Genomic DNA, 24996 nt, shown 5'->3' with positions numbered 1-24996 from the left:
AAAACTACTCGCTGAAAACCTCTATTGATTTTAACAAAGGCGAGCCCCCTGCGTTACCAACTCCGGCTACCGTATAAATTTTGCCTTTGTAGAAAACTGCGCCTGCGGCGTGGCGGCCCTCAACAATGGGTGCAAGCGTACGGAAAGCCCCTGTTTTCACATTATAAACTTCTACTTCGCTGTGGGCTTTGCGTTGCTTAGCGCTTTCCCCGGCTATAATAAACAGATCATTTTTAACAGCAATTGTGGTGTTTCCCGCCCGCAACGTTGGTAATTTAGCAGGCGCCGTGCTCCATTGTTTAGTTTTAAAATCGTATACATCAACCGCGTCTATCACGTTGGCAAGACCTTTCTTTTCCAGCGCATTTGATTGCACGCCAGCTATTAAATATAATTTATCGCCAACAAGCCCTGCCCTTACATGGTCGCGCGCACTGGGTGCATCTGTTAGCTTTGTCCATTTTCCGGTTTTAGGGTCATATTCATCAAACCAGGTTACGTTGCCGGTCCAGTGTCCGTCTACTATACCTGTAACAACATAAAATTTGTCTTTGTAAACCACTACCCCACCCGAGCCGCGTCGTCTGTCTGCAGGTATCTCGTCGCCAACCCGCCAGGTATCTGTTTTAGGGTTGTAGATATAAATGTTTGCAACGGGTTTTTCGTGCGGGTAACTGCCCGTCATAGCGCATACAAGATAAATCTCATCCTTATAAACCACCCCCTGAAAGTGGTTAAGTTCGATAGGTGATTTTGCCCCATTTGTCCATGTATCTGTTTTCGGATCAAAAATATTTACCTCATTTATACCACGCCCGCCAAGCAGATAGAACTTGTCTTTAACTGCAACAAAATCACATTCCTCTCGAGGTTTATAGTTTCCGGTCGTTTGAATTATTTTCCACGAATATTTCTCAAACTGCGCATAAGCAGTGCTAATGAAAATACAGGGTAGTAATACTAAAAGCTTAATTTGTTTCATAGCTATAATTAATTCGGCTGGTATAAGAGTATACAGAAAGCCTAATTGGTTTAAGCATTAAATGTATCATATTCTAATAAATAACACAAACGTGCCGCGTATAAATAGTAAACGCTACTGAGTAGTCAATAGCGTTTTACTTATATCATTGTTTTACCGGCGGGCCCTGTGGTGGCGGACCTTGAGGCGGCGGACCCTGCGGACCTCCCCTGCCATCTGCTAGGCCCCCGGGTCGGTGCATGCGCATATCTTTTTTTATTTGCTGATATTTTTTAAACTGAGTGGCGGTAAGTATACTTTTCACTTTACTATCCCGTGCCGCAACTAATTTATCAACTTCTTCCTTTTTTCCCGGTGGCGGTGGTGGAGGCGGGGGCGGTCCATCGCCGCGAAGTTTTTCCATACTTGCGAAGAAATCTTTGTAAGCTGCCTCAAGCTTTTGTTTTTGGGCAGGTTTAAGGGTCAGTTCTTTTCCTAAATGCTCCGATGTGCGTTTAAGTCTTTCTTCGGGAGATGGACGCCTATCCGGCAGTGGTGGTTGCTGTGCTTTTAAAGCCGATGCAAACAATAAGGCTACTGCAAATAATCCGATTCTATTTTTCATCTATTTAAATTTACAGATTTAGACGGCTTATTCAGTAAAATCCTTCGCAACCCCTTAAAACAAAAAACGCCCCCCGAAAAAATTCGGGAGGCGTAAACTTAATTGTTAATGATTATTAAAGTTTGAAGCCGTAAGCTACACGTAAACCTACTAAACCGTAGTTATTGCTTTGACCTGAGAAATTCTCATAACGTGCAGATATGTCCCATTTTTCATTTGCAAAACCCAAACCCGGAGCCACAATTAACTTTGTGTTACCACCTGAGTTTGTTTCAAAACCAGCACCTGCTTCTGCACCAAAATAAAAGTTCTCAGCAAAAAAACCTTTGATACCCAATTTTACCGGCACCAAACCTCCATCTTTACCGTTAACAGTAGTGTTACCCACCGTATAGTTTTTTCCAAAGAAATTATAAAAGCCAGAGGTTAGTGTCCAGGCTAAGCCTTCGTCGGCACCATATTGTAAACGCGGTGTAATACCTGCATAAATATTTGAGCCATTTGAAGCGTCACCTGTTGGTGCACCAACTTCAGCGCCTATACCAAAACGTAGTCTGCTATCTGATTGTGCATTTGCATTTGTCCCGATAAATAGTGCTACACCTGCTATAGCTGCAGCAGCTAATTTTGTTAACTTTTTCATTGTTGTGTCTATCTTTTAAGTAAATATATTGCTGCAATCAATTCAAATACTTTGCCACAAGCACCAAAAACAGCATAATTTAACATTTAAAAAACCCCGCTTTTCTTCGTTTTTACCGTAAAACAGGTAGTTTATTGGCTGATAGCCACATGGATTAGTTGTAAATCAAAACATACTGCTAAAACAAGCAGCCCTGCGCACAACTAATTTAAAAAAGTGCCTTGTTTTTAGTTCAGTTTGTATGGAAAACTCGGCTTAATAAAACAAAAAAGGCCCCCAATATTCACTGAGAGCCTTTTTTATACTAATAACTTATCAGGTCTGCGGGTCGTGCTCCGGATCAGGTTTATAATTTTTTTGCAGTTCTGCCAGTTTTTCCTTGCCGTATGCCAGGCGTGTTATCAGGAAAAACAGAACAGGTACAATAAAAATAGCCAGCAATGTTGCGGCAAGCATACCACCAAATACAGTAAAGCCTATTGTTTTACGTGCAATGGCACCGGCACCTGATGCAAAGAGCAACGGTAATACACCCAGAATAAACGCAAGCGATGTCATTATAATGGGCCGCAAGCGTAATCTTACCGCCTCCAGTATGGATTTCTCCAATTCCATTCCACTATCCACCCGCTCTTTTGCAAACTCTACAATCAATATAGCATTTTTAGCGGCGAGGCCTATCAGCGTTATTAATCCTATTTGGGCATAAACGTTATTATCAAGTCCTTTGTTAAAGGTAAGGAAGAGGATAGCACCCATTGCACCCAACGGCACTGCTAATAGCACCGAGAATGGTACAGACCAACTTTCGTACAAAGCAGCCAGGAACAAGAATACAAATCCTACAGATAACATAAAGATATATACCGTTTTTGATCCGGATAACTTCTCTTCGCGACTTAAACCTGTAAACTCATAACCGTACCCTTGTGGCAGGGTTTGCGCAGCCACCTCTTCCAGGGCGTTTAATGCATCTCCACTACTATAGCCCGGCTTGGCTGTGCCATCAATTTCGGCAGCTCTAAACAGGTTAAAATGCGTTATCAGCGGCGCATTCTCCATCATCTTATAGGTTGTAACCGTACTTAACGGCACCATATTACCGGCCTGGTTACGTACAAAATACTGCCCTATGTTGGCTATGCTTGTGCGGTAATTAGTATCGGCTTGTGCTAAAACTCTAAAAGTACGGCCATATAAAGTCATGTCATTTATGTACGAACTGCCCATATAAACCTGCAGCGCGTTGTTTATATCGCTTATTTGCACACCCAGGCGTTTCGCCTTTTCCCGGTCTATTGTAAGTTGATAAGCCGGCGTACGTGCTGTAAAGAAACTATAAGCCTTAGCTATCTCAGGGCGTTTATTCACCTCGGCAACGAAGTTATTTAACACGGTTTGGAAACTTGTAATATCGCCACCGGCTTCTTTTTCTTCCAGCATAAATGCAAAACCAGAGCTGTTACCCAAACCCGGTATTGCCGGTGGCGGAATAACAGTTACATTGGCTTCTTTGTACTTCGCCAGCTTTTGCTGCAAATAACCAACCAGTTCAAGCGAGGTTTTCTTGCGCTCATCCCATGGTTTAAGCTGAACGAATACCGTGGCACTGCTTGATTTTGTAGCAAAATTCACTACGTTAAGGCCGCCCAGCGCAGCGTAATGGCCAACTTCGGGCACACTGTCCAGGGTTTTCATTACATCAGTCAGCACAGCTACGGTTCTTTCTGTTGATGATGCCTCGGGTAGGTCATATGTAACATATATACGGCCCTCGTCCTCCACCGGGATAAAGCCGGTAGATTTTTTCATGAACATAAACACCGTACCTACAATTATGCAGATCAAAATAACAACCACAAATTTGGAGTTTTTTATACCCCGGTGTACGCCATTACGGTATTTGCCGGTAACACGGTCAAACCAGGTGTTAAACTTGTAAAATAACTTATCCAGACCAGTAGACTTATCGTCAATTTTATGTGGTTTAAGTATTAGTATACACAATGCAGGTGTTAAAGAGAGGGCCACAAATGCTGATATCATTACTGATATAGCTATGGTTATAGCAAATTGCTGATACAGCCTGCCCACTATACCCGGTATAAAACCAACCGGCACGAACACTGCCGCCAGTATGAGCGCTATCGCTATAACAGGTGCAGAGATATCTTTCATGGCCTGGCGGGTTGCATCAACGGGCGACATGTTTTTCTCGTCCATATAATGTTGTACAGCTTCAACCACTACAATGGCATCATCTACCACAATCCCTATCGCCAATACAAAACCAAATAGTGTAAGTGTGTTTATGGTAAAGTGCAGCGGTATAAAGAAAATGAATGTGCCTATAATAGATACAGGGATGGCCAACACCGGAATAAGCGTTGTGCGCCAGCTTTGCAAGAACAGAAACACCACGATAATAACCAACACAAGCGCAATTACCAGTGTTTCAACCACCTCGTGCACAGAGACTTTTATAACCGTTACCGCCTCAAAAGGTACCATGTATGCAATATCATTAGGGAAGCTTTTTTTCATTTGCTCCATAGTGGCATATACATTCTCGGCTGTTTCAAGCGCGTTGCTGTTAGGGGCCTGGTATACTAATAAATACGATGCCCGTTTACCATCAACAAAAGAGTTACCTGCGTAGTTAAACTTGCCCAGCTCAACACGCGCCACATCTTTTAAATGTACTATAGCTCCGTTGGCGGGCTGGGTGCGTACCACTATATTTTCAAACTCGGCCTTGCTGGTTAGACGCCCTTTTACTAAAACACTATATTCAAAGGTTTGCCCTTTTAGCTGCGGTGTGGCACCAACGGTTCCGGCCGCTACCTGGGCGTTCTGCTCTTGCAGAGCCTGGGTTATATCGGCGGCTGTCATGCCTAAAGCTGCTAACTTATCCGGCTTTAGCCAGATACGCATACTAAAGTCATCAGCACGGCTAATTACATCACCTACCCCCTTGGTACGTAAAAGCGCATCTCTAACAAATATATTCGCGTAGTTATCTGTAAACGTTACGTTGTGCGTCGCTTTAGGCGAGTACATAGCCACCAGCATTAAAATACTTGGGTTACGTTTACGCACGGTTAGGCCAAGGCGTTGTACTTCCTGTGGTAAGGTCGGCGTAGCTATACCTACCCTGTTCTGCACATCAAGCGCGGCTATGTTAATATCAGTACCCAACTCAAAGTTAACGGTCATGCTCATGGCGCCATTATTGGTGCTGTTACTTTGCAGGTAGGTCATTCCGGGTGTACCGTTTACCTGTATTTCTACCGGGGTGGCTACCGTTTGTTCAACAGTTTGCGCATCTGCACCTACATAGTTGCCTGAAATTTGTACGGTTGGCGGCGTTATATCAGGGTACTGCCCTACGGCGAGCGTACTGATAGCCAGTATGCCCACAATAACTATCACCAGCGATATTACGATGGCCGTAACCGGCCTTCGGATAAAAGTTTCTGCTATCATTCTATATTATATTAACCGCCCTTACTTTGCCTGTGGTTTAGCTTGTCCCGCAGGTGCACCTTGCGGCGCCCCGCTGCTTAATGTTATTTTACCGCCATCGCGCAGCTTTTGAAAACCGTCTGTTATTACCTTGTCACCGGGGTTAATTCCATCCATCACCACTATGTTGCTACCTATCCGTGGGCCTAGCGTCACTTTTTGTTGCTTAGCGATGGTATCCTGCGATACAAACACAAAAAACTCTCCCATTTGCTCTGATACCGCCTTGTAAGGTATCTGCAAACGATTCCCCGAATCGTTATTTAAAACTTTCAAAACGCAGCTCATACCGTCTTTCAATAACCCATCCGGATTAGAGAATTCTACCCTTACTTTTATTGTACCGGTAAGGTTATTCACGCCACGATCCACCGCCAGTATCTTGCCGGTTTTGTTATATACGGTACCATCTGATAATTGAAGTCTGAAAGTTGAATCGGTAACCTTGCGCTGCAGTTCATAAAACCTGTTTATATCCTGCTCGTTCACCACTACATCAACTGCGATAGGGTTTTCGCTCGATACGGTATTCAACAAAGTGGTACCGGGAGTAACCTGCGAGCCCAGCCTTACCTGCGAGATCCCGATGCGACCGGTAACAGGTGCCGTAATTAAGGAATAGGAAAGATCTGTTTTTGCGCTTGCTATAACTGCTTTAGCCACTTCAACCTGGCTTTTGGTCATCTCGTAGTTAGCAGTGGCCTGGTCAACAGTCTGGCGGGCAACGGCATCATTCTTTAACAGCATATTATACCGGTCAATGTCCTTTTGCGCTTTAGTCAGATTGGCTTCTGCACTTACCAATTGCGCGTTGGCCTGCGCGTATGCGGCCTGATATTTACGGCGGTCTATTTCGTAAAGTGTTTTACCTTTTTGTACAATGTCCCCCTCTTTAAAAAATATACCGGTTATAAACCCTGTTACTGCGCTGCGAAGCTCTACGTTATTGGTAGATACTACCGTGCCCTGGTACTGGTCATAATAAGTGGCATCGGCATTCTGAGCTTCTGCAACCGACACAGGTATTGGCGGCGGTGCAGCATTTTGCGCGGCCTGCTGATCTTTGCATGATGTAAGCGCCAAAGCAATAATTGCAGTAAACAATAAAGAGTGATATTTTTTCATTGGTATAATTATAAAAGACGAATTTTTAATTTAATGTTATTCAAGCGGCAGTGTTCCTAAGGCCCTTTGCATATCTATTTTGCTGGCCAGTACCTGGAACAACGCGTTGTAATAATTTAATTGCGAGGTACGCAGATCTGCCTGCGCCACTATTACATCCAGGTAAGTTTTTACCCCTTCGCGATATTGTAAGCTCACTACATTATAAACATCGGCAGCAAGTGTTACATTCTCCTTAAGTGTTTGCCAGTTGGTGTAATTACTTTTATATGCCGCAAGCGCCTGCACATATTGTGTGCTGATAACGTTTTGTTGATTTACTATATCCAGATCAGTGCGCTCAACCTGTAAACGTGCCTTGCTCAAATTTTTCAATCTGCGCCCGCCTTGAAATATGGGTATGGTTAAAGACAGCCCCGCATAAGCGTTAGTGAAAGACTTACTGTACAAATTAGCAAGGTTGTTATTTAAAAACAAAAGGTTATAAGAGCCAATGGCAGAAAGCGATGGCAGAAAACCATATTTATAGTAGCTTACATTAACATTTTGCAGATTTTTTTGCGTTTGCAGCAACTGATACTCTACGCGGCTATTATAATTTAAAACCTGGTTGGTATCAATATAGGCCTCTTGTTCATAGCGGGTAGAATCATAGGTGAGCGCAAAATCTTTATTTGCCTGTACGCCCATTATTTGCTTTAAAGTGGCCGTTTTACTTTTTATCGCCTCGATTGTTTGCTTGCGCGATGCCAGCTCATTATTTAACGCTATGGTAGCTTGCTTATAATCAATTTTATCAACCACACCTGCCTGGTAGCGGCTGGTGGCGTCTTTTAAGCTGCGTTGCAGCCTGGTGATATTTTCATTGATAATGTTAAGGCGTTTTTGCGATAGCAATACATCAAAAAAAGCTTTGCTCACGTCAGAAACAACATCTATTTGTGTGCTTACCTCGTTCTGACGATATAGTAAGCGCGAATAATTAGAAGCTTTTGACGCTTGCAATACTTCATTATTATAAATGGTTTGAGTGATCTGTGCTCCCAAACTTGAAAATTCGTGAAAAGCACTACCCCCCGCGTTAACCTGAGCTGCGTTTACCGGCCCGCCTTTAAAATAATGCTGATATTGATTGGTAGAATTGATCTGCGGCAACCATGATGATAAAGATATGTCAATATCCCTTTCGTTTATCAGTTTATCAATACTGGCTTGCTTTATTGCCGGTTGGTTACGCAATGCAAATGCAATACTTTGTTTAAGTGATATAACCGCAGGTAAACTGTCAACAGGTGCTTGGGCAAACAATATTAACGGAAAGCAGTATATTAATAGAATTAATAAGAAGTACTTCTTTTTCATAAATGCAGAATAACAAAAACCCTTTGCCCGAATGAGCATTAAAACTTACCGAGGGCCTAATTAATTAAGAACTGCGAAGATGAGAGATTTGGATTTACAGAAAAAGTGATATAAATAATTTTACCTAAATTATACATTACAAGTACAATCAATGGTGTTTTCAACACTTTTAGGTGCTTTTTTAAAAAAAATTGAAAATTGACCACTCAAATAAATAAAAAAATTAATTAATTTGCCGAGTGGGAAAATACGTCGTGTGCAGAATATAACGCGATGTTAAAAAAATTTACATACTAAATATAGGTTATAAGCTTATTCGTGGTATTTTTACAAAAAATTTAAGCAGGGTTAATACATGGTTAAAAAACTACATGAGAAAATTGCTCAATTTAAAGATGCAGCAATGATCAGGGAGAAGGGCTTGTATCCTTATTTTAGGCCTATCGAGTCCGGCCAGGATACGGAGGTGATAATTGAGGGGAAGCGCGTTCTAATGTTTGGTTCAAACTCATACCTTGGTCTTACCAATCATCCTAAAATAAAAGAAGCATCAAAAAGAGCGATTGACAAGTATGGTACAGGCTGTGCAGGTTCAAGATTTTTGAACGGCACACTTGATATACATATCGAGTTGGAAGATAGATTGGCCAGGTATGTAGGCAAAGAAGCGGCAGTTTTATTCAGCACAGGCTTTCAGGTAAATTTAGGAGTGCTATCCTGCGTTACCGGTCGTAACGACTATTTAATATTAGATGAGTACGATCATGCATCATTAATTGATGGTAGCCGTTTATCATTTTCAAAAGTTATAAAATACGCGCACAATGATATGGCTGATCTTCAGCGGAAGTTAAGTATACTTCCTGAAGAGGCTGTTAAAGTAATTGCTGTTGATGGTATATTCAGCATGGAAGGCGACATTGTAAAACTGCCGGAGATTGTTGAGATAGCAGCGCAATACGGCGCCAATATAATGGTTGATGACGCGCATAGCCTGGGTGTTATAGGCCATAATGGAGCCGGTACTGCTTCGCACTTTAACCTTACTGATGACGTGGATCTTATAATGGGAACGTTCAGTAAGTCATTAGCTTCGTTAGGTGGCTTTATAGCTGCCGATGCTGACGTGATTGACTACATGAAACACAGGGCCCGCTCACTAATGTTCAGCGCGAGCATGACGCCCGGAGCAGTTGCCAGCGTAATTGCTGCCTTAGATATTATAGAATCTGAGCCTGAGCGTATACAGAAACTTTGGGACAACACCAATTATGCTATGAAGCTTTTACTGGACGAAGGGTTTGACCTTGGCCCTACTGAAAGCCCTATCCTACCCATATTTGTACGCGATAATGATAAAACTTTCCTGGTTACAAAACACCTGCAATCATCAGGCGTATTTGTTAATCCAGTTGTATCACCTGCTGTACCGTCAGACTCATCTTTACTTCGTTTTTCTTTAATGGCTACTCACACCTTTGAGCAGATTGACGAAGCTGTTGAAAAAATAACAAAAGCGTTTAAAGACGTTGGTGTGCCATTGATGGGTGTAAAAGAGCGAATTTAAATATTCACAATATTTTTTGCAGATGTGCGGCTATTAAAAGTAGCCGCACATTTTATATAGACCAATTTTATCTTTTAGTTGTCTTCATGAGAAAAATAATTCCGGTAGTTTCAAAAACAGAGCTTGCTGCTTTTATTGATTTTCCGCATGACCTGTATAAAGATGATCCTTACTACGTGCCCGAGCTTTTTATAGCCCAGCGCGATCTGTTAACCAAGCACCCCTTTCATAAACACAATAAACTACAAGGATTTTTAGTTTATCAGGACGGTAAAATTACCGGCCGCATTGCCGCTATTTTAAACAACGCCCATAACGAGTATAATAAAGCCAACGATGGTTTTTTTGGTTTTTTTGATTGTATAAACGACCAGGAAACCGCCGACATATTATTTAAAGTTGCGGCAGATTGGTTGAAAGATAAAGGCGTTACGGGTCGCTTTTTAGGGCCGGTAAACTTTTCAACCAATGAGCCTTGCGGATTGCTGGTAAAGGGCTTTGATAGCTCGCCTGTTTTAATGCAAACATACAACTTCCCTTACTATGCTGACCTGATAGATAAAGCAGGTTTTGATAAGGATGTTGACCTGATTGCCTGGCATTGGGATGGTAATAATTACGACGACAAATCTGTACGCTTGCTTAATGCATTGCAGGAGCGTTTAAAACGCAATAACATCGTTATTCGTAAAGTAGATGTTAAAAACTTTAAGGCCGAAACCGCTAAACTGCGCGAAGTTTACAATTCTGCCTGGGATCAGAATACGGGTTTTGTGCCATTAACGGACGACGAGTTTGATTACCTCGCTAATGATCTGAAGTTAATATTAGACGGCGACTTTGCCTTAGTTGCAGAGCAGGACGGTAAGATTGTGGCATTTGGTTTAGCGCTATTAAATTATAACGAGATATTTAAAACCATAAAGCGCGGGCGTTTGCTACCTACAGGCATCTTCAAACTATTATTTGGCAAAAAGAAAATACAGAGCCTACGTATTTACGCCTTAGGCGTTATTGATGGTTACCGTAAAATGGGTATTGAAGCTGTATTATACGGCACAATTATAAAAAACTATACCGCCAGAGGATTAAAATGGGCCGAGGCCGGATGGACATTGGAAAACAACACTCTGATAAACGAAGCCATTATAGCCATTAAAGGCGATCCTTATAAAACATACCGCTTGTATCAAAAACAGATATGAGAGAAAGGGTTTTAATAACCGGCGCAAGTGGCTTTGTTGGTTATCATCTGATAAAGGAGGCACTCAGTAATGAGTTGGAAGTATTTGCTGCCGTTAGAAAAAGCAGCAACATTAGCCATTTAAGCCAATTTGATATACAATACACAGATCTGGCCTACAACGATCCCGAATTGTTAAAAAAGGAGATAGGAGAAAAAAAATACGATTATATAATTCATGCTGCAGGGGTTACCCGCGCACGCACCATTGAGGAATACAATAGCATAAACGCGCAGTACACCTTCAACCTGGCAAAAGCAGCGGTTGACTCTGGCATTGATTTAAAAAAATTTGTGTTAGTGAGCAGTTTGGCAGCAATTGGACCTTTGAATGATATTGAAGGTATTATTGATGAACATACGGTGCCCAACCCGGTAACGGCATATGGTGCCAGCAAATTACTTGCCGAGCAAAAGTTAAAAACAATATCAGGCTTAAAGTACACCACACTTAGGCCAACAGCTGTATACGGCCCCAGAGACACCGGTATTTTTATTTTTTTTAAACAATTTAGTAAACGTATAGAAGGTTATATAGGCCGGGCCGACCAAAGGCTTAGCTTTATATACGTAACTGATTTAGCCCGGGCATGTTTAAACGCGTTAAAAAGCGGTGAGCAAAAAGCTTATAATTTAAGCGATGGTAAAAGTTATACCAAGTATGATTTAGGTAATGAGACGAGAAAAATTTTAACAGAAAAGACATTTAAGTTTCACATTTCGGTAAATTTTATGAAATTGATAGCCACCTTAGCCGAAAAAGTCAGTAATTTGAAAGGTGAAGCGCCGATACTGAACAGAGAAAAACTAAATGAGCTTACAGCCGTTAACTGGATATGCAGTATTGAACAGGCCGAAAAAGACATGGCGTTTAAACCTCAGTTTGATTTGAACAAAGGCGTAGAACAGACTGTTAATTGGTACAAACAAAACAACTGGCTATAACATTAATATAATTTACATTTACAAATAATGAAGAGTAACATTCAACCTGCTAACGGCAAACTGGGTATATTGATCCCGGGTTTGGGGGCCGTGGCAACTACACTAATTGCCGGCGTTGAGGCCGTAAGAAAAGGAATATCACAACCAATAGGTTCTGTAAGCCAGATGGGTACTATCCGTTTAGGTAAAAGAACAGAGAACAGACGTCCTAAAATAAAAGATTTTGTTCCGTTGGCCAGTTTAAACGATGTAGTTTTTGGTGGTTGGGACGTATTTTCAGATAACGTTTATGACGCTGCTACCAATGCAGCAGTGCTTGACAAAGACCTGCTTGCTAAATTAAAGCCTGAGCTGGAAGCCATAGTACCAATGAAAGCGGCCTTTGATAAAAACTACGCAAAGAACCTTACCGGTACTCACGTAAAAGAAGGAACCCGTTATGGGTTGGCGCAACAAGTAATTGAAGATATACAAAACTTTAAAGAAGCTAATGGCTGTGACCGTATTGTATTGGTTTGGTGCGGGTCAACCGAAACGTACTACGAAGCATCAGACGTGCACAGCACTTTAGATAAGTTTGAAGCAGGCTTAAAGGCTGACGATAAATTGATATCGCCAAGTATGATATACGCTTATGCGGCTTTAAAACAAGGCATACCATTTGCAAATGGCGCCCCGAACCTTACTGTTGACATCCCGGCGCTTATTGAACTGGCCAAAATTACACAAACCCCTATAGCAGGTAAAGACTTTAAAACCGGTCAAACTTTAATGAAAACCATTTTGGCTCCGGGCCTTGCGGCGCGTTCTTTAGGCGTTAATGGCTGGTTCTCTGACAATATTTTGGGTAATCGCGATGGTTTGGTACTGGATGATCCGGATAACTTTAAAACCAAAGAGGTGTCAAAATTAGGTGTGTTGGAAGACATTTTTAAACCTGAAGACAACCCTGAGCTTTACGGAAATATCTATCACAAAATACGCATCAACTACTATCCGCCGCACGGCGATAATAAAGAGAGCTGGGACAACATTGACATTTTTGGCTGGTTAGGCTACAAAATGCAGATCAAGATCAATTTTCTGTGCCGTGATTCTATCTTGGCTGCCCCTATTGCGCTTGACCTCGCGCTGTTCTGCGATCTGGCTAAACGTGCCGGTATGAGTGGTGTGCAGGAATGGCTTTCATTCTATCTTAAATCGCCGCAAACTGCGCCTGGTTTACATGCGGAGAATGACATTTTTAAACAATTAATAAAGTTAGAAAATACACTGCGCCATATGATGGGCGAAGACCTGATAACTCACCTTGGTTTAGATTACTACGAAGAACTGGCTGAGGTACAATAGGTATCAAACACTGTTACAGAAGTCGTTATTGCTTGAGTTTATTTAAGCAATAATGACTTTTTTATTACACAACGTTGCTGTATAATACTGTAGTAACAAATAAAACATTAACAATCTAATATTCCGTTAAATGCGTATGGTGATTATGCCGTAGAACAAATTACTATTTGACTTTTTGACCACAGAAGTCTGCTGCATTTTTACATATCTTTGCAACTTGATTTAAACTGGTTTGCGGCGTCGGATACTAATAAGATGATGTCCTTCAGAGGATTTCAATGTAGCAAGGGCGGTTACAAATTGGTTATATAGTATTACATGAATTTTAGATTATTGTTTAAAAAGCTTTCGTTAGCGGCTTTCTTTTTATTGTATTCAACTTTTTTGTTTGCACAGGCTACTGTAGTAACAGGAAAGGTTATTGACGCTACCGATAAAGAAACCTTGCCTTTTGTTACCGTATCGTTTCCGGGTACTACCATTGGCGTTACCACAGATGTAGATGGTAAATTTACTTTAAGTACGAGCAGACAATTTTCGCAGATAAAGATCTCTTTTCTTGGGTATAAAGATCTGTTGCTCAATATCCAGCCAGGCAAAACGCAATCGTTAAATACCATTAGCCTGCCGCGTTCGGCTCAGGAATTAACAGAAGTAGAGATAAAATCCGGCGGAAAGGTTAGGTACCGTAATCGTGACAACCCCGCTGTTGAACTTATCCGCAAGGTTATAGCTAACAAAGAAAAAAACAGCCCCGAAAGATATAATTTTGTTGAATATCGCGAATATGACAGGCTGCAGTTTGCATTAAGCAACCTATCCACCACCCTTACTGATAAAAAGTTTTTCAGAAAATACGCCTTTCTGCTTGACAACCGGGATAGCACAACCGTACCCGGAAAAACATTGACGCCATTTTATCTGGATGAAAAACTTTCGCAGTACTATTATAAGAAGAATCCGGAAAGCGAGAACACCATATTACTGGGTCAGAAAAAAACAGACCTTGGCGCCTTTATAGATGCCGATGGTTTTGGCGACTATTTAAAAAACATGTATGCCAAAGTTGATATTTATGAAAACAATATTTTCCTGGTAACTAAGAATTTCTTAAGTCCGATATCTAACAATTCGCCTAATTACTATAAATTTTTTATTACAGATACCATAGTAACTGCTGACAGCAGCAAACTTGTTGAACTAAGTTTTACCCCGCGTAACACTGCAGACATTCTATTTGAAGGCAAAATATATGTTACCATTGATAGTAACTATGCTGTACAAAAAGTTAAACTGGGCGTTAATAATCATATAAACGTTAACTATCTGGAGTGGATGAATATTAGTCAGGACTTTGAAAAAAATCCTGACGGCCGTTATCACTTGGTTAAAAGTACTACCATGGCCGAGTTTAAGACCGCCAAAAAACGAAATGGGGGCCTGGTTGGTATCAGAACGTTTAGTTACGGCGATTATCATATCAACCAACCCCGGCAGGATAGTGTCTTTACCAGAAAGCAGAGCGAAGAAGAAGTTGATGCACTGAAAAAACGCCCGGACGAGTTTTGGGAGAACAACAGGTTAGATCAACTTACCACAGCTGAGTCAAAAGTATACTCAAATATAGACAGCTTAACCAACATGAAATCGTTTAAACGATTGGCAGACATTGCCACACTTGTGTTGGCCGGCTATAAATCATTTGGTGCGTTTGAGATGGGGCCTGCAAACAGCTTTTATAGTTTTAACCCTGTTGAAGGTTTAAAACTGCGTTTAGGCGGCCGTACCACTACTGAGTTAAGCAAGCGCTATTATTTTGAAACTTATTTGGCCTATGGTTTTAAGGATGAAAAATGGAAGTACTTTTTAAGCGGAACTTATTCACTCAATAATAAATCCATTTATAAATTCCCGCAGCACTATGTCAGGTTAAGCTTTAACCGCGATACAAAAGTACCGGGCGCGCAGTTGCAGTTTGTACAGCGTGATAACATCCTTTTGTCGTTTACCAGGGGTACTAATGATAAGTATCTGTACAATGACCTGTATCGTTTTGATTATGTAAGAGAGTTTCAGAACCATCTTAGCTACTCGTTCACATTTAGAAAATTAACGCAAACACCTGCCGGTTCATTATATTATCAGAACAATACCGGCCGCGTTGCCGATCTTACAACCAGCGACGCTACGTTCACTTTCAGGTATGCGCCTAATGAGAAGTTTTACCCTACCAAGTTATACCGTATACCCATACCTAATAAGTATCCTATTTTTTCTGTGGATTATACTATGGGGATCAACAAGCTTTTTGGCGGCCAATTCGCCTATCATAACCTGCATGCACGTATTGATAAGCGGGTATATTTATCGCAATTGGGTTGGGCAGATACATTTATTGAAGGCGGACGGATGTTTAGCACAGTGCCTTATCCCTTACTTAACATATTCAGGGCAAACCAATCTTTCAATTACGATATATACTCCTATAACCTGATGAACTTTTTAGAGTTTGTAAGTGATAAATATGTCAGTGTAAATATTGATCAGCATTTTCAGGGTTTCTTTTTCAACAAAGTACCTTTGTTGAAAAAACTGCAATGGAGAGAAGTTGCATCATTTAAAGCAATTAAAGGTGGTCTGAGCGATTCAAACAACCCGGCTATAAATACTTCGCTGTTTCAGTTCCCGGTTGGTTCTAATGGCGCGCCAATAACATATGCGTTGGGCAATCAGCCTTACATGGAGGGAAGTGTTGGTATAGAAAATATTTTTAAACTTTTACGCGTAGATTTCGTTAGGCGTTTTAGTTATCTTGATCATCCGCAGGTATCACCATACGGTGTTCGCGCAAGGGTTAAATTTGAATTTTAATTGCGAATTTGGGCAATGGAGCAACAAACATCTATCAGAACAAGTTTACAATTAGGCATTTACAAGGTTATTGACCCATTTGTTAAGCTTTTAATAAAACTTGGCCTTACACCCAATGCCGTTACAACCATAGGGTTTGTATTAAACATTGGTGTTGCTGTTATTTTTATAGTTGGAGCCGAGGAGGGCCATCGTGGTGATTTAACCTATGTAGGTTGGGCCGGGGGCCTGATACTCTTTGCCGGGCTTTTTGATATGCTGGATGGGCAGGTTGCACGCCTGGGGAACATGAAATCGACATTTGGGGCATTGTACGATTCTGTGCTTGACAGATACAGTGAATTGATAATGTTTTTAGGAATTTGTTACTATCTGGTGGCACACCATTATTTTCTAAGTTCTATTTTTGCCTTTATTGCTTTAATAGGATCGATGATGGTGAGTTACGTAAGGGCGCGCGCTGAAGGTTTGGGTGTTGAGTGCAAAGGTGGCGTTATGCAACGGCCGGAACGGGTGGTAACCATAGGTGTTTGCGCAATGTTGTGCGGCGTTTCGTCGCTTTATATAGGCGGCGACTATAAGTTGTATGCTTTCGGGTTAAAGTTTCATGTTTTTGAAACCATGTCTATATTTACTATCCCTATTACTTTACTTGCGGTGCTAACCAATGTTACTGCATTTAATCGCCTTAGAGAAGCAAAAAGGAATTTGTTGGAAAAAGAAAGAGGCGCTGATAGCTTATGAAGTTAATTTTTACACTACTATTATTTGTTTTTTATATAATGCCGCATAACGCGGGCGTTTTACAGGAGAAAAAAACTAAAAAAGCAAAGCTTGAATCAACTGAGGAGAAGTTTCCGGCTCCGCCTGATAATCCTAACACGCTGTTTTACGTACAACGCGATCCCAATACAAATACTATTATGTATGATCTTAACGTTGATAAAAACGGTAAGCTTGTTGCAGATGAGCCAATGCATGTTTACTGGATAAAGTATGCAGAGAAGGGTCAAAAAGAGGACCTGAATTATATACAGCGCAAATTTGCTTATGGTGTTAATTTTAAAAAGATAGCGGACGAGCAGTACGACGTTAGGTTTGTATCCTACAAAAAGCTTCCGTTGCTGCTAAAAAAGGCCGAGGATAATAAATATCATATTTTCGTTTCGGCAGATCAAAAGCAAATCATGCTTAATCGTATCTTTGTAAAAGTTGAAGGCGGATCTTTCTGGTTGCCGAATATTGTTTATGTTGAGCTAAAAGGCACAGAACAATTAACCGGCAAAGAGATAGCTTACCGCTTTAAGCCTTGATTTCATTATGAAAAAGAAATATATATCAAATTCACAGGAGTCGGTAAGAATGTTTAAAAACGACTTGCTTGAAGTGCTGTCAAAGGTGCACTACACTGTTCCCTTGTTCATATTTGTTCCGGTTATTCTGATCTCCACCTACCTGGCGCTTTTTGTTAAAGGTCTTGGCATGTTAACTTATTTTGAATTTTTCCTGATAGGCCTTGCCGTATGGACGTTTACGGAGTACATTATGCACCGTTTTGTGTTCCATTATGTGCCTAAAAATAAGTTAGGTTTACGTTTACATTTTATCTTTCATGGCGTACACCACGATTATCCCAGCGATGCAAAACGTTTGGTTTTACCCCCATCTGTAAGTATCCCTTTGGCAACTGCATTCTACTTTTTGTTTAACGCCATTTTGCCCGAAAATTATGTATTTGCGTTTTTTCCCGGGTTTATATTAGGGTATCTTTTTTATGATATCTCTCATTACGCCATCCACCATTTTAACTTTAAAGGAAGCATCTGGAAAAAAATTAAGCAGCACCACATGTTGCATCATTACCAGGACCCCGATAAAGGATATGGCGTAACCTCTCCCCTTTGGGATAAAATTTTCCGCTCAGATTTTATTAAGAAATAAATGAACGGTACTGTTAATCACAACTTAGCAGTTAATAGCCGTTCAATAATAACTGTATCGCTATTATCTATAGCGTATTTGCTGCTATCGGCCTGGGTTGTTGGCTTTAAATCAGATCAACTGGTACTGGTAGGTATATTCAATACTTGCTTTTATGTATCTGATCTAACGCGCAAATTTATTATTGGCTTTTCGGTTTTTATAGTATACTGGATTCTTTTTGATTACATGAAGGCCATCCCCAACTATACGTTTAACAACGTACACATGGCAGACCTATATAATTTTGAAAAAAAGCTATTTGGTATCAATGTTAATGGCCAGGTGCTTACCCCCAATGAATACTTAAAGATCAACTCAAAACACATGCTCGACATTATTGGCGGCTTGTTTTACTTGTGTTGGATACCTGTACCGCTTGGTTTTGGCACCTATCTGTTTTTTAAGAACAGGCGGCAGTTTCTGTGCTTCGCCATGACTTTTTTTGTGGTTAACCTTTTAGGCTTTGTTATTTATTATTCCTTCCCGGCGGCACCACCCTGGTATATACAGGAGCACGGCTTTGTTTTTCACGCCAATACGCCGGGCAATACAGGCGGCCTTGCCCGCTTTGACAATTATTTCAATATTAATTTGTTCAGATCCATTTACCAAAAAGGATCAAATGTGTTTGCTGCAATGCCCTCACTGCACTCTGCTTACCCGGTAATTGTTATATATTACGGCTTAAAAAACAAGCTGGGTTTTGTTAATATTATCCTGGCTACAGTTATGGTTGGCATATGGCTCACGGCTATTTATACAAGCCACCACTATATTTTAGATGTGATGGCCGGCATAATTTGCGCTATTGCAGGCATAAGCCTTTTTAACTTAATCTTAGCCAAAGTAAAGCCCTTCCGCAAGTTTGTAGACAGGTACGAAACCGTAATTCAATAATTTTTGATTGATTGCATTCTGTAAGGTTTTGTATACACTTATTTTTCGTTACATTCATACACTGATACTTTAAGTGCCTTTATTCTGTCGTAATGCGCCTTTTTCTTTTTTGAAAAAAGCGGGCACATTATTTGAATACTATTTTTTGCCGTTACCAACGTGTGTTTTTTATGAAGAAGCTATACCTTTTTATTTTTGCACTTATAACTGTGTCCACATCGTTTGCGGCAGGTTTTGATATTGATAGCATTAAGCAAACACCAACATCGGTTACCGAAGACAGAATTGCTATATTAAAATTACAGGTAGATTCTACACAAAATGATTCGGTTAAAGCTTTTTTATATGCTGAAATAGCTGTACAATATTTAAAGTATGACACTATCTCCAACAAAAAAGTAAAGCTCAAATACCAAAACGATGCTTTGGATTATAGTTACAAAGCGTTGCATCTTTTTTCAAAATATAACGATACTGTTGGTCTGCGCAATTGCTTTGATAACCTGGCCACCGTTTATCACTCCAAAAAAGTATATCCGCAGGCTAAATGGTTTATTCTGCAATCCAACTCACTGTCAAGGGCTATCAATGACGTTCCGAACATTATGAAGTCGCTTATAAAGCTGGCCGCCATAAAAATGGATATAAAAGATTATTCGCTGGCCATGGGCGATTTGAACGAGGCTTTGAAATTATCTGTAGATAACCACGATCCGCGTACTGAATCAAATGTACAATTGAATTTTGCGCTGCTTTATAACCGCATGAAGAACTTTAAAAAAGGAAAGATAGCGTTAGATCGTCATAACTTTATTGATGACAGTCTTGGTAAAGCAGAACTGGCAATAGCCGCCCGCAACGCGGCAGCAGATTCTGCCGAAATTAAAAAAAAAGCACCAATCAAGCTGGTCAGAAAGACAGATCGCGTAACTTCTTCCAAAAGAATAGCATCTTTATAATATCAGCAATAGTTTTTATTTTGTTAATTGTATTTTGGGTACGTAAGCGATTGTAAAATACTTTACAAATTAAACCACCCCATCAGTACACTGTCTTACCGGCATGAAGTTTTTGATCTTAACATTTTCTGCCCTGCTATTTTTCAGCAACGGCGCAAAACAGGATGTCCCTTCCGGTAATAAATTTAAAAAGGAATTTCTGGAGCGCATAAATAAAGTGCGTGCAAAAGGATGTAAGTGCGGAACGCAATATATGCCGCCGGCACCGCCACTGGTATGGAACGATCAGTTAGCAGACGCTGCTATTGGGCACGCCAAAGACATGTATAAAAAGGATTATTTTAGCCATGACAGTAAGGATGGCCGCAAGATAGTTAACAGAATTGAAGCTGCAGGCTATGGCCGCAAAGGCTACAGAACTTACCAGGTTGGTGAGAACATTGCCCAGGGACAGCGGAGTATTGCAGAAGTTACCGATGGCTGGTTTAAAAGCGAAGGGCACTGCTACAATTTAATGCAACCGGGTTTTAAAGAAATTGGAATTGCCTATTACAACACCTACTGGGTACAGGATTTTGGTGGTCGCGAAGAATTTTCTGATGAAGTAAAGCAGCTTATAAAAAGCGGCAAAGCAAAGATAATTGAGCGGAATTAGCGATAAGTGCTATGCAGTTTTGTAAACTTTTTTACCCAAGTTGTCATTGCGGGGTACGAAGCAATCGCACGGAGAAAAGCAGCTATGCAAAGTCCGCGATTGCTAGCACCTCGCAATGACATAGATTTTTTAACCAGGACTATCCGTTTTAGGATTTGCCGCCGGCCTTGGCCCGCGTTGATGGATAATCAATCCATTAAGGAAATTACGCAAGATCTGGTCGCCGCAGGGTTTAAAGTTAGGATGATCATCCGCTCTGAAAATAGCACCCAACTCGGTTTTGGTTATCCTGAAGTTAACCAACTCCATCACCTTTATTATATCATCATCAGTAAACTTAAGTGCTACCCTAAGCTTTTTCATTACATCGTTATTACTCATATTCTGTGTGGGATCCTGCTTATACTGATTTTGCTTTTACTTTGTCTTTTATAAAAGTAGCCACTATTGCAGCTTCTTTATGGGTAAGATCGCCCAAGGCCGTATACTCCCACTGGTTCATAGCATCGTCAAATACAATATTACCCAAATTAGTTTTTCCCTGTGTAAGCTTAAAAACCCCGCTAACAAAGTTTTTCCCCGGTATAAGCCCTTTAACTTCCGCAATAGTAATAACGTGTACGTCGCTATCGCGGTAAAGTTTAAATGTTAAATTATCTGCCATGCTGTATCACTACAAAGGTATAATAAGTTTGTTTGAAAGGATAATTTGAAAGCATTGTGTAAGCATTGCTAAAATCAATTATATTTATTGTCCAGTTTAAAGCGACCATGATTGTAGATCCTAAAAAGATTGTCACAAATAAAAGATTCGAATCAATAACTTCAATCAGTTAAAAATGGGTTGGACTGTAATATTAGAAAAAGAAAATAAAGATATAATTAAACGCATAAACAGCGAATTAGTAATAACACAACCTCTCCATTTGTTTAAACTACTAAGGTATCTGGACCCTTATGGCAATACCATTTTTAACAACATACAAATGGGTTATTTAATAGAGGATTTGAAAATATTGCAGCAAGATTGTCATGTAGTGATACTAAATGTAATAATCGAAATTTCTTTAGTGTGTAAATCATCCCACATACATATGTTGTGTTTTATGGAGATTAATCCTGTTAGTCCGAATATCCCGTTAGTCCGGATGTTCCATCCCCGACTTAAAGAGCAGCGGATTTGCAATCCGTTTGAGTTAGTTATCAATTTGCAGTCCGCAATACCTTTTTAAATAGCAGAAAAAGCCAAAAAATACTGTTGCAAAAGTGTTGCTAAACTGTTGCTATTGTGTTGCTAAACCGTTGCAAATTGTTGCTGAAAACGGTTTATTTTGAAGATTTACAATTGTTTGATAATTAACACATTAAGACTACTTTACAGCAGCTTGTCCTGACGAATATGTATTTGCGATGCAAAACATCAATCTTCTGTAAATCAAATAATTATATTTTTCCTGTATAGGGAACATTTATTTTTTGCAACACCCGTAAATTACCAACCCATCAGCCTCATTACATCCAAAAACTTAGGCTGCAATTCAGCATTGATGGTAACCGGTTCACGGGTAACCGGGTGCGTAAACGAGAGGTGCGAAGCGTGCAGCAACATGGTGGTCATCTCCCACTTCTCTTTAAACAGCTTGTTCTGTTTATTGCAACCATGGGTACGGTCGCCAATTATTGGGTGAAAGATGTGCGCAAAATGCTTGCGGAGCTGGTGCATGCGCCCTGTAGTAGGCTCAGCTTCAACAAGCGAATATCTTGAAGTTTCATGTTTACCAAGAGGAACCTGTAGCTCAGCGCGTTGGAGTGTACGGTATGCCGTGAAGGCATCTTGCAGCGTGCCGTTCTCTTTTCTTAGCGGATAGTCTATCTCGCCGTTATCGGGTGTGTGCCCCCTAACTATAGCCAGATACTTTTTATGCACCTGGTTGTTCATAAACTGCTGCTGCATGGCTTTCTCTACCTCTTTGCTAAGCGCAAACAGCAAAACCCCACCTGTTTTACGGTCAATACGGTGAGCAGGGTATACCTTCGCCCCTATCTGGTCGCGCAGGATCTGCATAGCAAATTCTTCTACATCCGCAGCTATGGGCGATCGGTGCACCAACAGATCGTGGGGCTTATTGATAGCGATCAGGTGCTCGTCGCGGTAAATAATTTCGAGCATCAGCTATCCCAATATACTCCGCAGATCCGCCGGCGAATAGTTGACTGATTTAAGCGTTTTATTATCAGGTGTACGGTAAACCAGGAACAGGTCCTCCACTTGCTGATGGTAGGATTCGGTATTATTATTTAATTTGTAGTGAGCTACGGTTGCATCAGCTTCCTCCTGGCTTTTGCATGCCTTGCTCATGTTAGAGCGATGTACCTCATCAAAAAGATCTTTGAACTTTTCGGCCAAACCAAACTCCAGCACAGCGCCTGCCAGTACGTATTGCAGATCGCAAAGGGCATCAGCAACCTCAACAATATCGTTGTTATCAACGGCTTCTTGTAGTTCCTTAAGCTCCTCAGTTAAAAGCTCAATGCGCAGCTTGCATCTTTCTATTGCCGGGATGGTTGGCTTGGCCAGCACCGGGTGTTTAAAGGTGGTATGAAACTCGGCTACCTGGGTGAGCGGGTTAGGGTCTTTTATTGAAATGTCCATGTCAGTTTTTATTGAGCCTACTAATTTAAATATTGAGCCGCTTAAACAATGGGGTGTTGGTAAGTTTGATCGGGTATGTTAAAAAACAAGACCCAATACTACCCCAATAAGAATAATCACCGGTGTCTTTATTTTGGTGAAATGCAGAAGTAAAAAGGTAGCCAGCATTAAGCCATAAGCCATCCAATTGCCCGCAAAGGGTTTCATCAGCAAAATAAAGGCAGTAGCCATAAAACCAACAGCGACCGCGTTAATACCGCTCATGGAGTTTTTTATGCGCGTTATCTTTTTTAGGTCGTTCCAAAATGGTACGATAAAGGTTATGAGGATAAAGCCGGGAAGGTTTATGCCTATTACCGCTATAATACTGCCAATGATCTGCCCCCCCACACCATACTTAGCCATGGCAATACCCCCCAAAAATGATGTAAAAGAGAAGGTTGGCCCCGGCAAACCCTGTTGCAGCGCATAGCCCGATAAGAATTCGGCGCCGGTTAGGTAGTGCTTCAGCTCAACAAATTCTGTGTACATCAAGGGGATCAATACCTGGCCGCCGCCAAATATCAAAATGCCGTTACGGTAAAAGTTCTCAAACAGCCTTATGGGCAAGCTAAAAGGCGACGTGCGGTTAATAACAGCACCTAAAGCAGCAAAAGCCAGCAGTATGCCAATAAAGTAGGCTACTTTGTTTGGGTTAACATTAGCAAATAATTTCACCCGTAGTTCGCTTTCCTGTGGTGGTGCATCTAACGCTGATGATATGATCCCTCCTATCAAAATAAGTATAGGGAACGCGTAGGGAGATTGAAGTATGAGCGTTGCTAACATTGAGCCCGCTGCCAGCATGGTACTTGTGCGGGTTTTCAAAAACCGTTGCGCAAAACTGAACGTAGCGTAAGCAACAATCCCAATAGCCATAGGTTGCATATAACGCAATACCGAAGCTACTTTTTCGTGATTAGAGAACATACTGTAGCTGATAGCCGCAAAGCACATAATAGCCGCCGACGGGAATACCCATATCAGAAAAGTAATGATGGCCATACGCAGGCCGCCCACTTTCCAGGCTATCCCAATAAGTGTTTGTGTTGATGAGGGCCCGGGCAATAGCTGCGATAGCGCGTTTAACTCAACCAACTCTTCCTCGGTTATGTACCTGCGTTTTTGAACAAACTCCCGTAGCAAAATAGCTATATGCGCCTGCGGCCCGCCGAAGGCGGTAAGCGTATAAAAAATTATGTCGCGTATAAAAAGGAGCTTGCGTTTATTCATAGCCGGGTTCTACCAATCTTCGTCATCATCCTCGCCAATGGCTTCACGGTAAACGGCCTGTAATTCAGAGAAAGCGTGATTGTCGCGTTTTGCCTTGGTTATTGTCATGCCGGTTTGGTAAGTATAAATTGCATCATCCTTGCGCCCCAGTGCTTCATAAAGCTTACCTAAATGATAATATGTACCGGTATAATTTGGATGATTGTTTATCAGATCCTCATAATAATGCAATGCCTTATCTGCCTCATTTAAACGCAGATACTCGGTTGCAAGAGCATATTTCAAAAATTCATCATTGGGTTCGCTCTTGTAAAACTCCAGTAGCTTGTCTAATCTGCTTATCTCCATTTTTAAAACTAT

23 protein-coding genes are annotated in these 24996 nt (G+C 41.0%); 11 read left to right on the top strand and 12 right to left on the bottom strand.

Annotated features, from left to right (window positions below):
* Positions 1 to 4: 4 nt before the first annotated feature.
* From ACVW2L_RS06090 to ACVW2L_RS06065, 6 genes are all read right to left on the bottom strand, one after another.
* The gene (locus ACVW2L_RS06090; RefSeq protein ID WP_457127073.1) at positions 5 to 982 is read right to left on the bottom strand and encodes a Kelch repeat-containing protein; all 978 of its coding nucleotides are present in this window, start codon (positions 980 to 982) and stop codon (positions 5 to 7) included.
* A 145-nt stretch (positions 983 to 1127) separates the two neighbouring features.
* A complete protein-coding gene (locus ACVW2L_RS06085; protein ID WP_457127072.1) occupies positions 1128 to 1586 on the bottom strand; it encodes a hypothetical protein in 459 nt (152 codons plus the stop codon).
* 115 nt (positions 1587 to 1701) lie between these two features.
* Positions 1702 to 2229 (bottom strand): hypothetical protein, encoded by a 528-nt coding sequence (locus ACVW2L_RS06080; RefSeq protein WP_457127071.1) that lies wholly within the window; start codon positions 2227 to 2229, stop codon positions 1702 to 1704.
* Positions 2230 to 2544: 315 nt separating this feature from the next.
* The gene (locus ACVW2L_RS06075; protein WP_457127070.1) at positions 2545 to 5715 is read right to left on the bottom strand and encodes an efflux RND transporter permease subunit; all 3171 of its coding nucleotides are present in this window, start codon (positions 5713 to 5715) and stop codon (positions 2545 to 2547) included.
* A gap of 21 nt (positions 5716 to 5736) precedes the next feature.
* Entirely contained in the window at positions 5737 to 6879 is a 1143-nt protein-coding gene (locus ACVW2L_RS06070) for an efflux RND transporter periplasmic adaptor subunit (protein WP_457127069.1), read from the bottom strand.
* A gap of 36 nt (positions 6880 to 6915) precedes the next feature.
* Entirely contained in the window at positions 6916 to 8241 is a 1326-nt protein-coding gene (locus tag ACVW2L_RS06065) for a TolC family protein (RefSeq protein ID WP_457127068.1), read from the bottom strand.
* Positions 8242 to 8596: 355 nt separating this feature from the next.
* On the opposite strand from ACVW2L_RS06065, the gene spt reads away from it, so the two are divergent.
* The 11 genes from spt to ACVW2L_RS06010 all read left to right on the top strand — a co-directional run bounded on the left by spt (position 8597) and on the right by ACVW2L_RS06010 (position 20711).
* Positions 8597 to 9808 carry a serine palmitoyltransferase gene (spt, locus tag ACVW2L_RS06060; RefSeq protein ID WP_457127067.1) on the top strand — a complete coding sequence of 404 codons (1212 nt, stop codon included), beginning with the start codon at positions 8597 to 8599 and terminating at the stop codon, positions 9806 to 9808.
* 86 nt (positions 9809 to 9894) lie between these two features.
* On the top strand, positions 9895 to 11013 hold the full coding sequence (locus ACVW2L_RS06055; RefSeq protein ID WP_457127066.1) for a hypothetical protein: 1119 nt from the start codon (positions 9895 to 9897) through the stop codon (positions 11011 to 11013).
* The gene (locus tag ACVW2L_RS06050) at positions 11010 to 11996 is read left to right on the top strand and encodes an NAD-dependent epimerase/dehydratase family protein (protein ID WP_457127065.1); all 987 of its coding nucleotides are present in this window, start codon (positions 11010 to 11012) and stop codon (positions 11994 to 11996) included. Before ACVW2L_RS06055 ends, ACVW2L_RS06050 begins: the two co-directional genes overlap by 4 nt.
* Before the next feature lie 27 nt (positions 11997 to 12023).
* Positions 12024 to 13346, top strand: coding sequence for an inositol-3-phosphate synthase (locus ACVW2L_RS06045; RefSeq protein ID WP_457127064.1), 1323 nt, complete (start codon positions 12024 to 12026; stop codon positions 13344 to 13346).
* Between the two features lie 318 nt (positions 13347 to 13664).
* Positions 13665 to 16217 carry a DUF5686 family protein gene (locus ACVW2L_RS06040; protein WP_457127063.1) on the top strand — a complete coding sequence of 851 codons (2553 nt, stop codon included), beginning with the start codon at positions 13665 to 13667 and terminating at the stop codon, positions 16215 to 16217.
* Positions 16218 to 16232: 15 nt separating this feature from the next.
* Positions 16233 to 16961 carry a CDP-alcohol phosphatidyltransferase family protein gene (locus ACVW2L_RS06035; protein ID WP_457127062.1) on the top strand — a complete coding sequence of 243 codons (729 nt, stop codon included), beginning with the start codon at positions 16233 to 16235 and terminating at the stop codon, positions 16959 to 16961.
* 38 nt (positions 16962 to 16999) lie between these two features.
* On the top strand, positions 17000 to 17530 hold the full coding sequence (locus tag ACVW2L_RS06030) for a DUF4833 domain-containing protein (protein WP_457127061.1): 531 nt from the start codon (positions 17000 to 17002) through the stop codon (positions 17528 to 17530).
* A 7-nt stretch (positions 17531 to 17537) separates the two neighbouring features.
* Positions 17538 to 18158, top strand: a complete 621-nt coding sequence (locus tag ACVW2L_RS06025; RefSeq protein WP_457127060.1) for a sterol desaturase family protein — start codon at positions 17538 to 17540, stop codon at positions 18156 to 18158.
* Positions 18159 to 19097: a phosphatase PAP2 family protein gene (locus tag ACVW2L_RS06020; RefSeq protein ID WP_457127059.1), complete on the top strand. Its 939-nt coding sequence runs from the start codon at positions 18159 to 18161 to the stop codon at positions 19095 to 19097. It abuts the gene before it with no gap.
* 170 nt (positions 19098 to 19267) lie between these two features.
* Positions 19268 to 20056 (top strand): hypothetical protein, encoded by a 789-nt coding sequence (locus tag ACVW2L_RS06015; protein ID WP_457127058.1) that lies wholly within the window; start codon positions 19268 to 19270, stop codon positions 20054 to 20056.
* 103 nt (positions 20057 to 20159) lie between these two features.
* Positions 20160 to 20711 (top strand): CAP domain-containing protein, encoded by a 552-nt coding sequence (locus ACVW2L_RS06010; protein ID WP_457127057.1) that lies wholly within the window; start codon positions 20160 to 20162, stop codon positions 20709 to 20711.
* A gap of 129 nt (positions 20712 to 20840) precedes the next feature.
* Here the strand turns inward: ACVW2L_RS06010 and ACVW2L_RS06005 are convergent, their stop codons facing one another.
* The 6 genes from ACVW2L_RS06005 to ACVW2L_RS05980 all read right to left on the bottom strand — a co-directional run bounded on the left by ACVW2L_RS06005 (position 20841) and on the right by ACVW2L_RS05980 (position 24984).
* Positions 20841 to 21092 carry a DUF1456 family protein gene (locus tag ACVW2L_RS06005; protein WP_457127056.1) on the bottom strand — a complete coding sequence of 84 codons (252 nt, stop codon included), beginning with the start codon at positions 21090 to 21092 and terminating at the stop codon, positions 20841 to 20843.
* A 19-nt stretch (positions 21093 to 21111) separates the two neighbouring features.
* Positions 21112 to 21375: a hypothetical protein gene (locus ACVW2L_RS06000; protein WP_457127055.1), complete on the bottom strand. Its 264-nt coding sequence runs from the start codon at positions 21373 to 21375 to the stop codon at positions 21112 to 21114.
* 828 nt (positions 21376 to 22203) lie between these two features.
* Positions 22204 to 22881 carry a pseudouridine synthase gene (locus tag ACVW2L_RS05995; RefSeq protein WP_457127054.1) on the bottom strand — a complete coding sequence of 226 codons (678 nt, stop codon included), beginning with the start codon at positions 22879 to 22881 and terminating at the stop codon, positions 22204 to 22206.
* 3 nt (positions 22882 to 22884) lie between these two features.
* Positions 22885 to 23364 (bottom strand): pyrophosphohydrolase domain-containing protein, encoded by a 480-nt coding sequence (locus ACVW2L_RS05990; RefSeq protein ID WP_457127053.1) that lies wholly within the window; start codon positions 23362 to 23364, stop codon positions 22885 to 22887.
* Between the two features lie 78 nt (positions 23365 to 23442).
* A complete protein-coding gene (chrA, locus tag ACVW2L_RS05985; protein ID WP_457127052.1) occupies positions 23443 to 24636 on the bottom strand; it encodes a chromate efflux transporter in 1194 nt (397 codons plus the stop codon).
* Positions 24637 to 24645: 9 nt separating this feature from the next.
* Entirely contained in the window at positions 24646 to 24984 is a 339-nt protein-coding gene (locus ACVW2L_RS05980) for a tetratricopeptide repeat protein (protein WP_457127051.1), read from the bottom strand.
* Between the last annotated feature and the right edge of the window lie 12 nt (positions 24985 to 24996).

The organism is Mucilaginibacter sp. HD30 (assembly GCF_054061755.1).
This window is presented reverse-complemented; position numbering and strand designations above follow the sequence as displayed.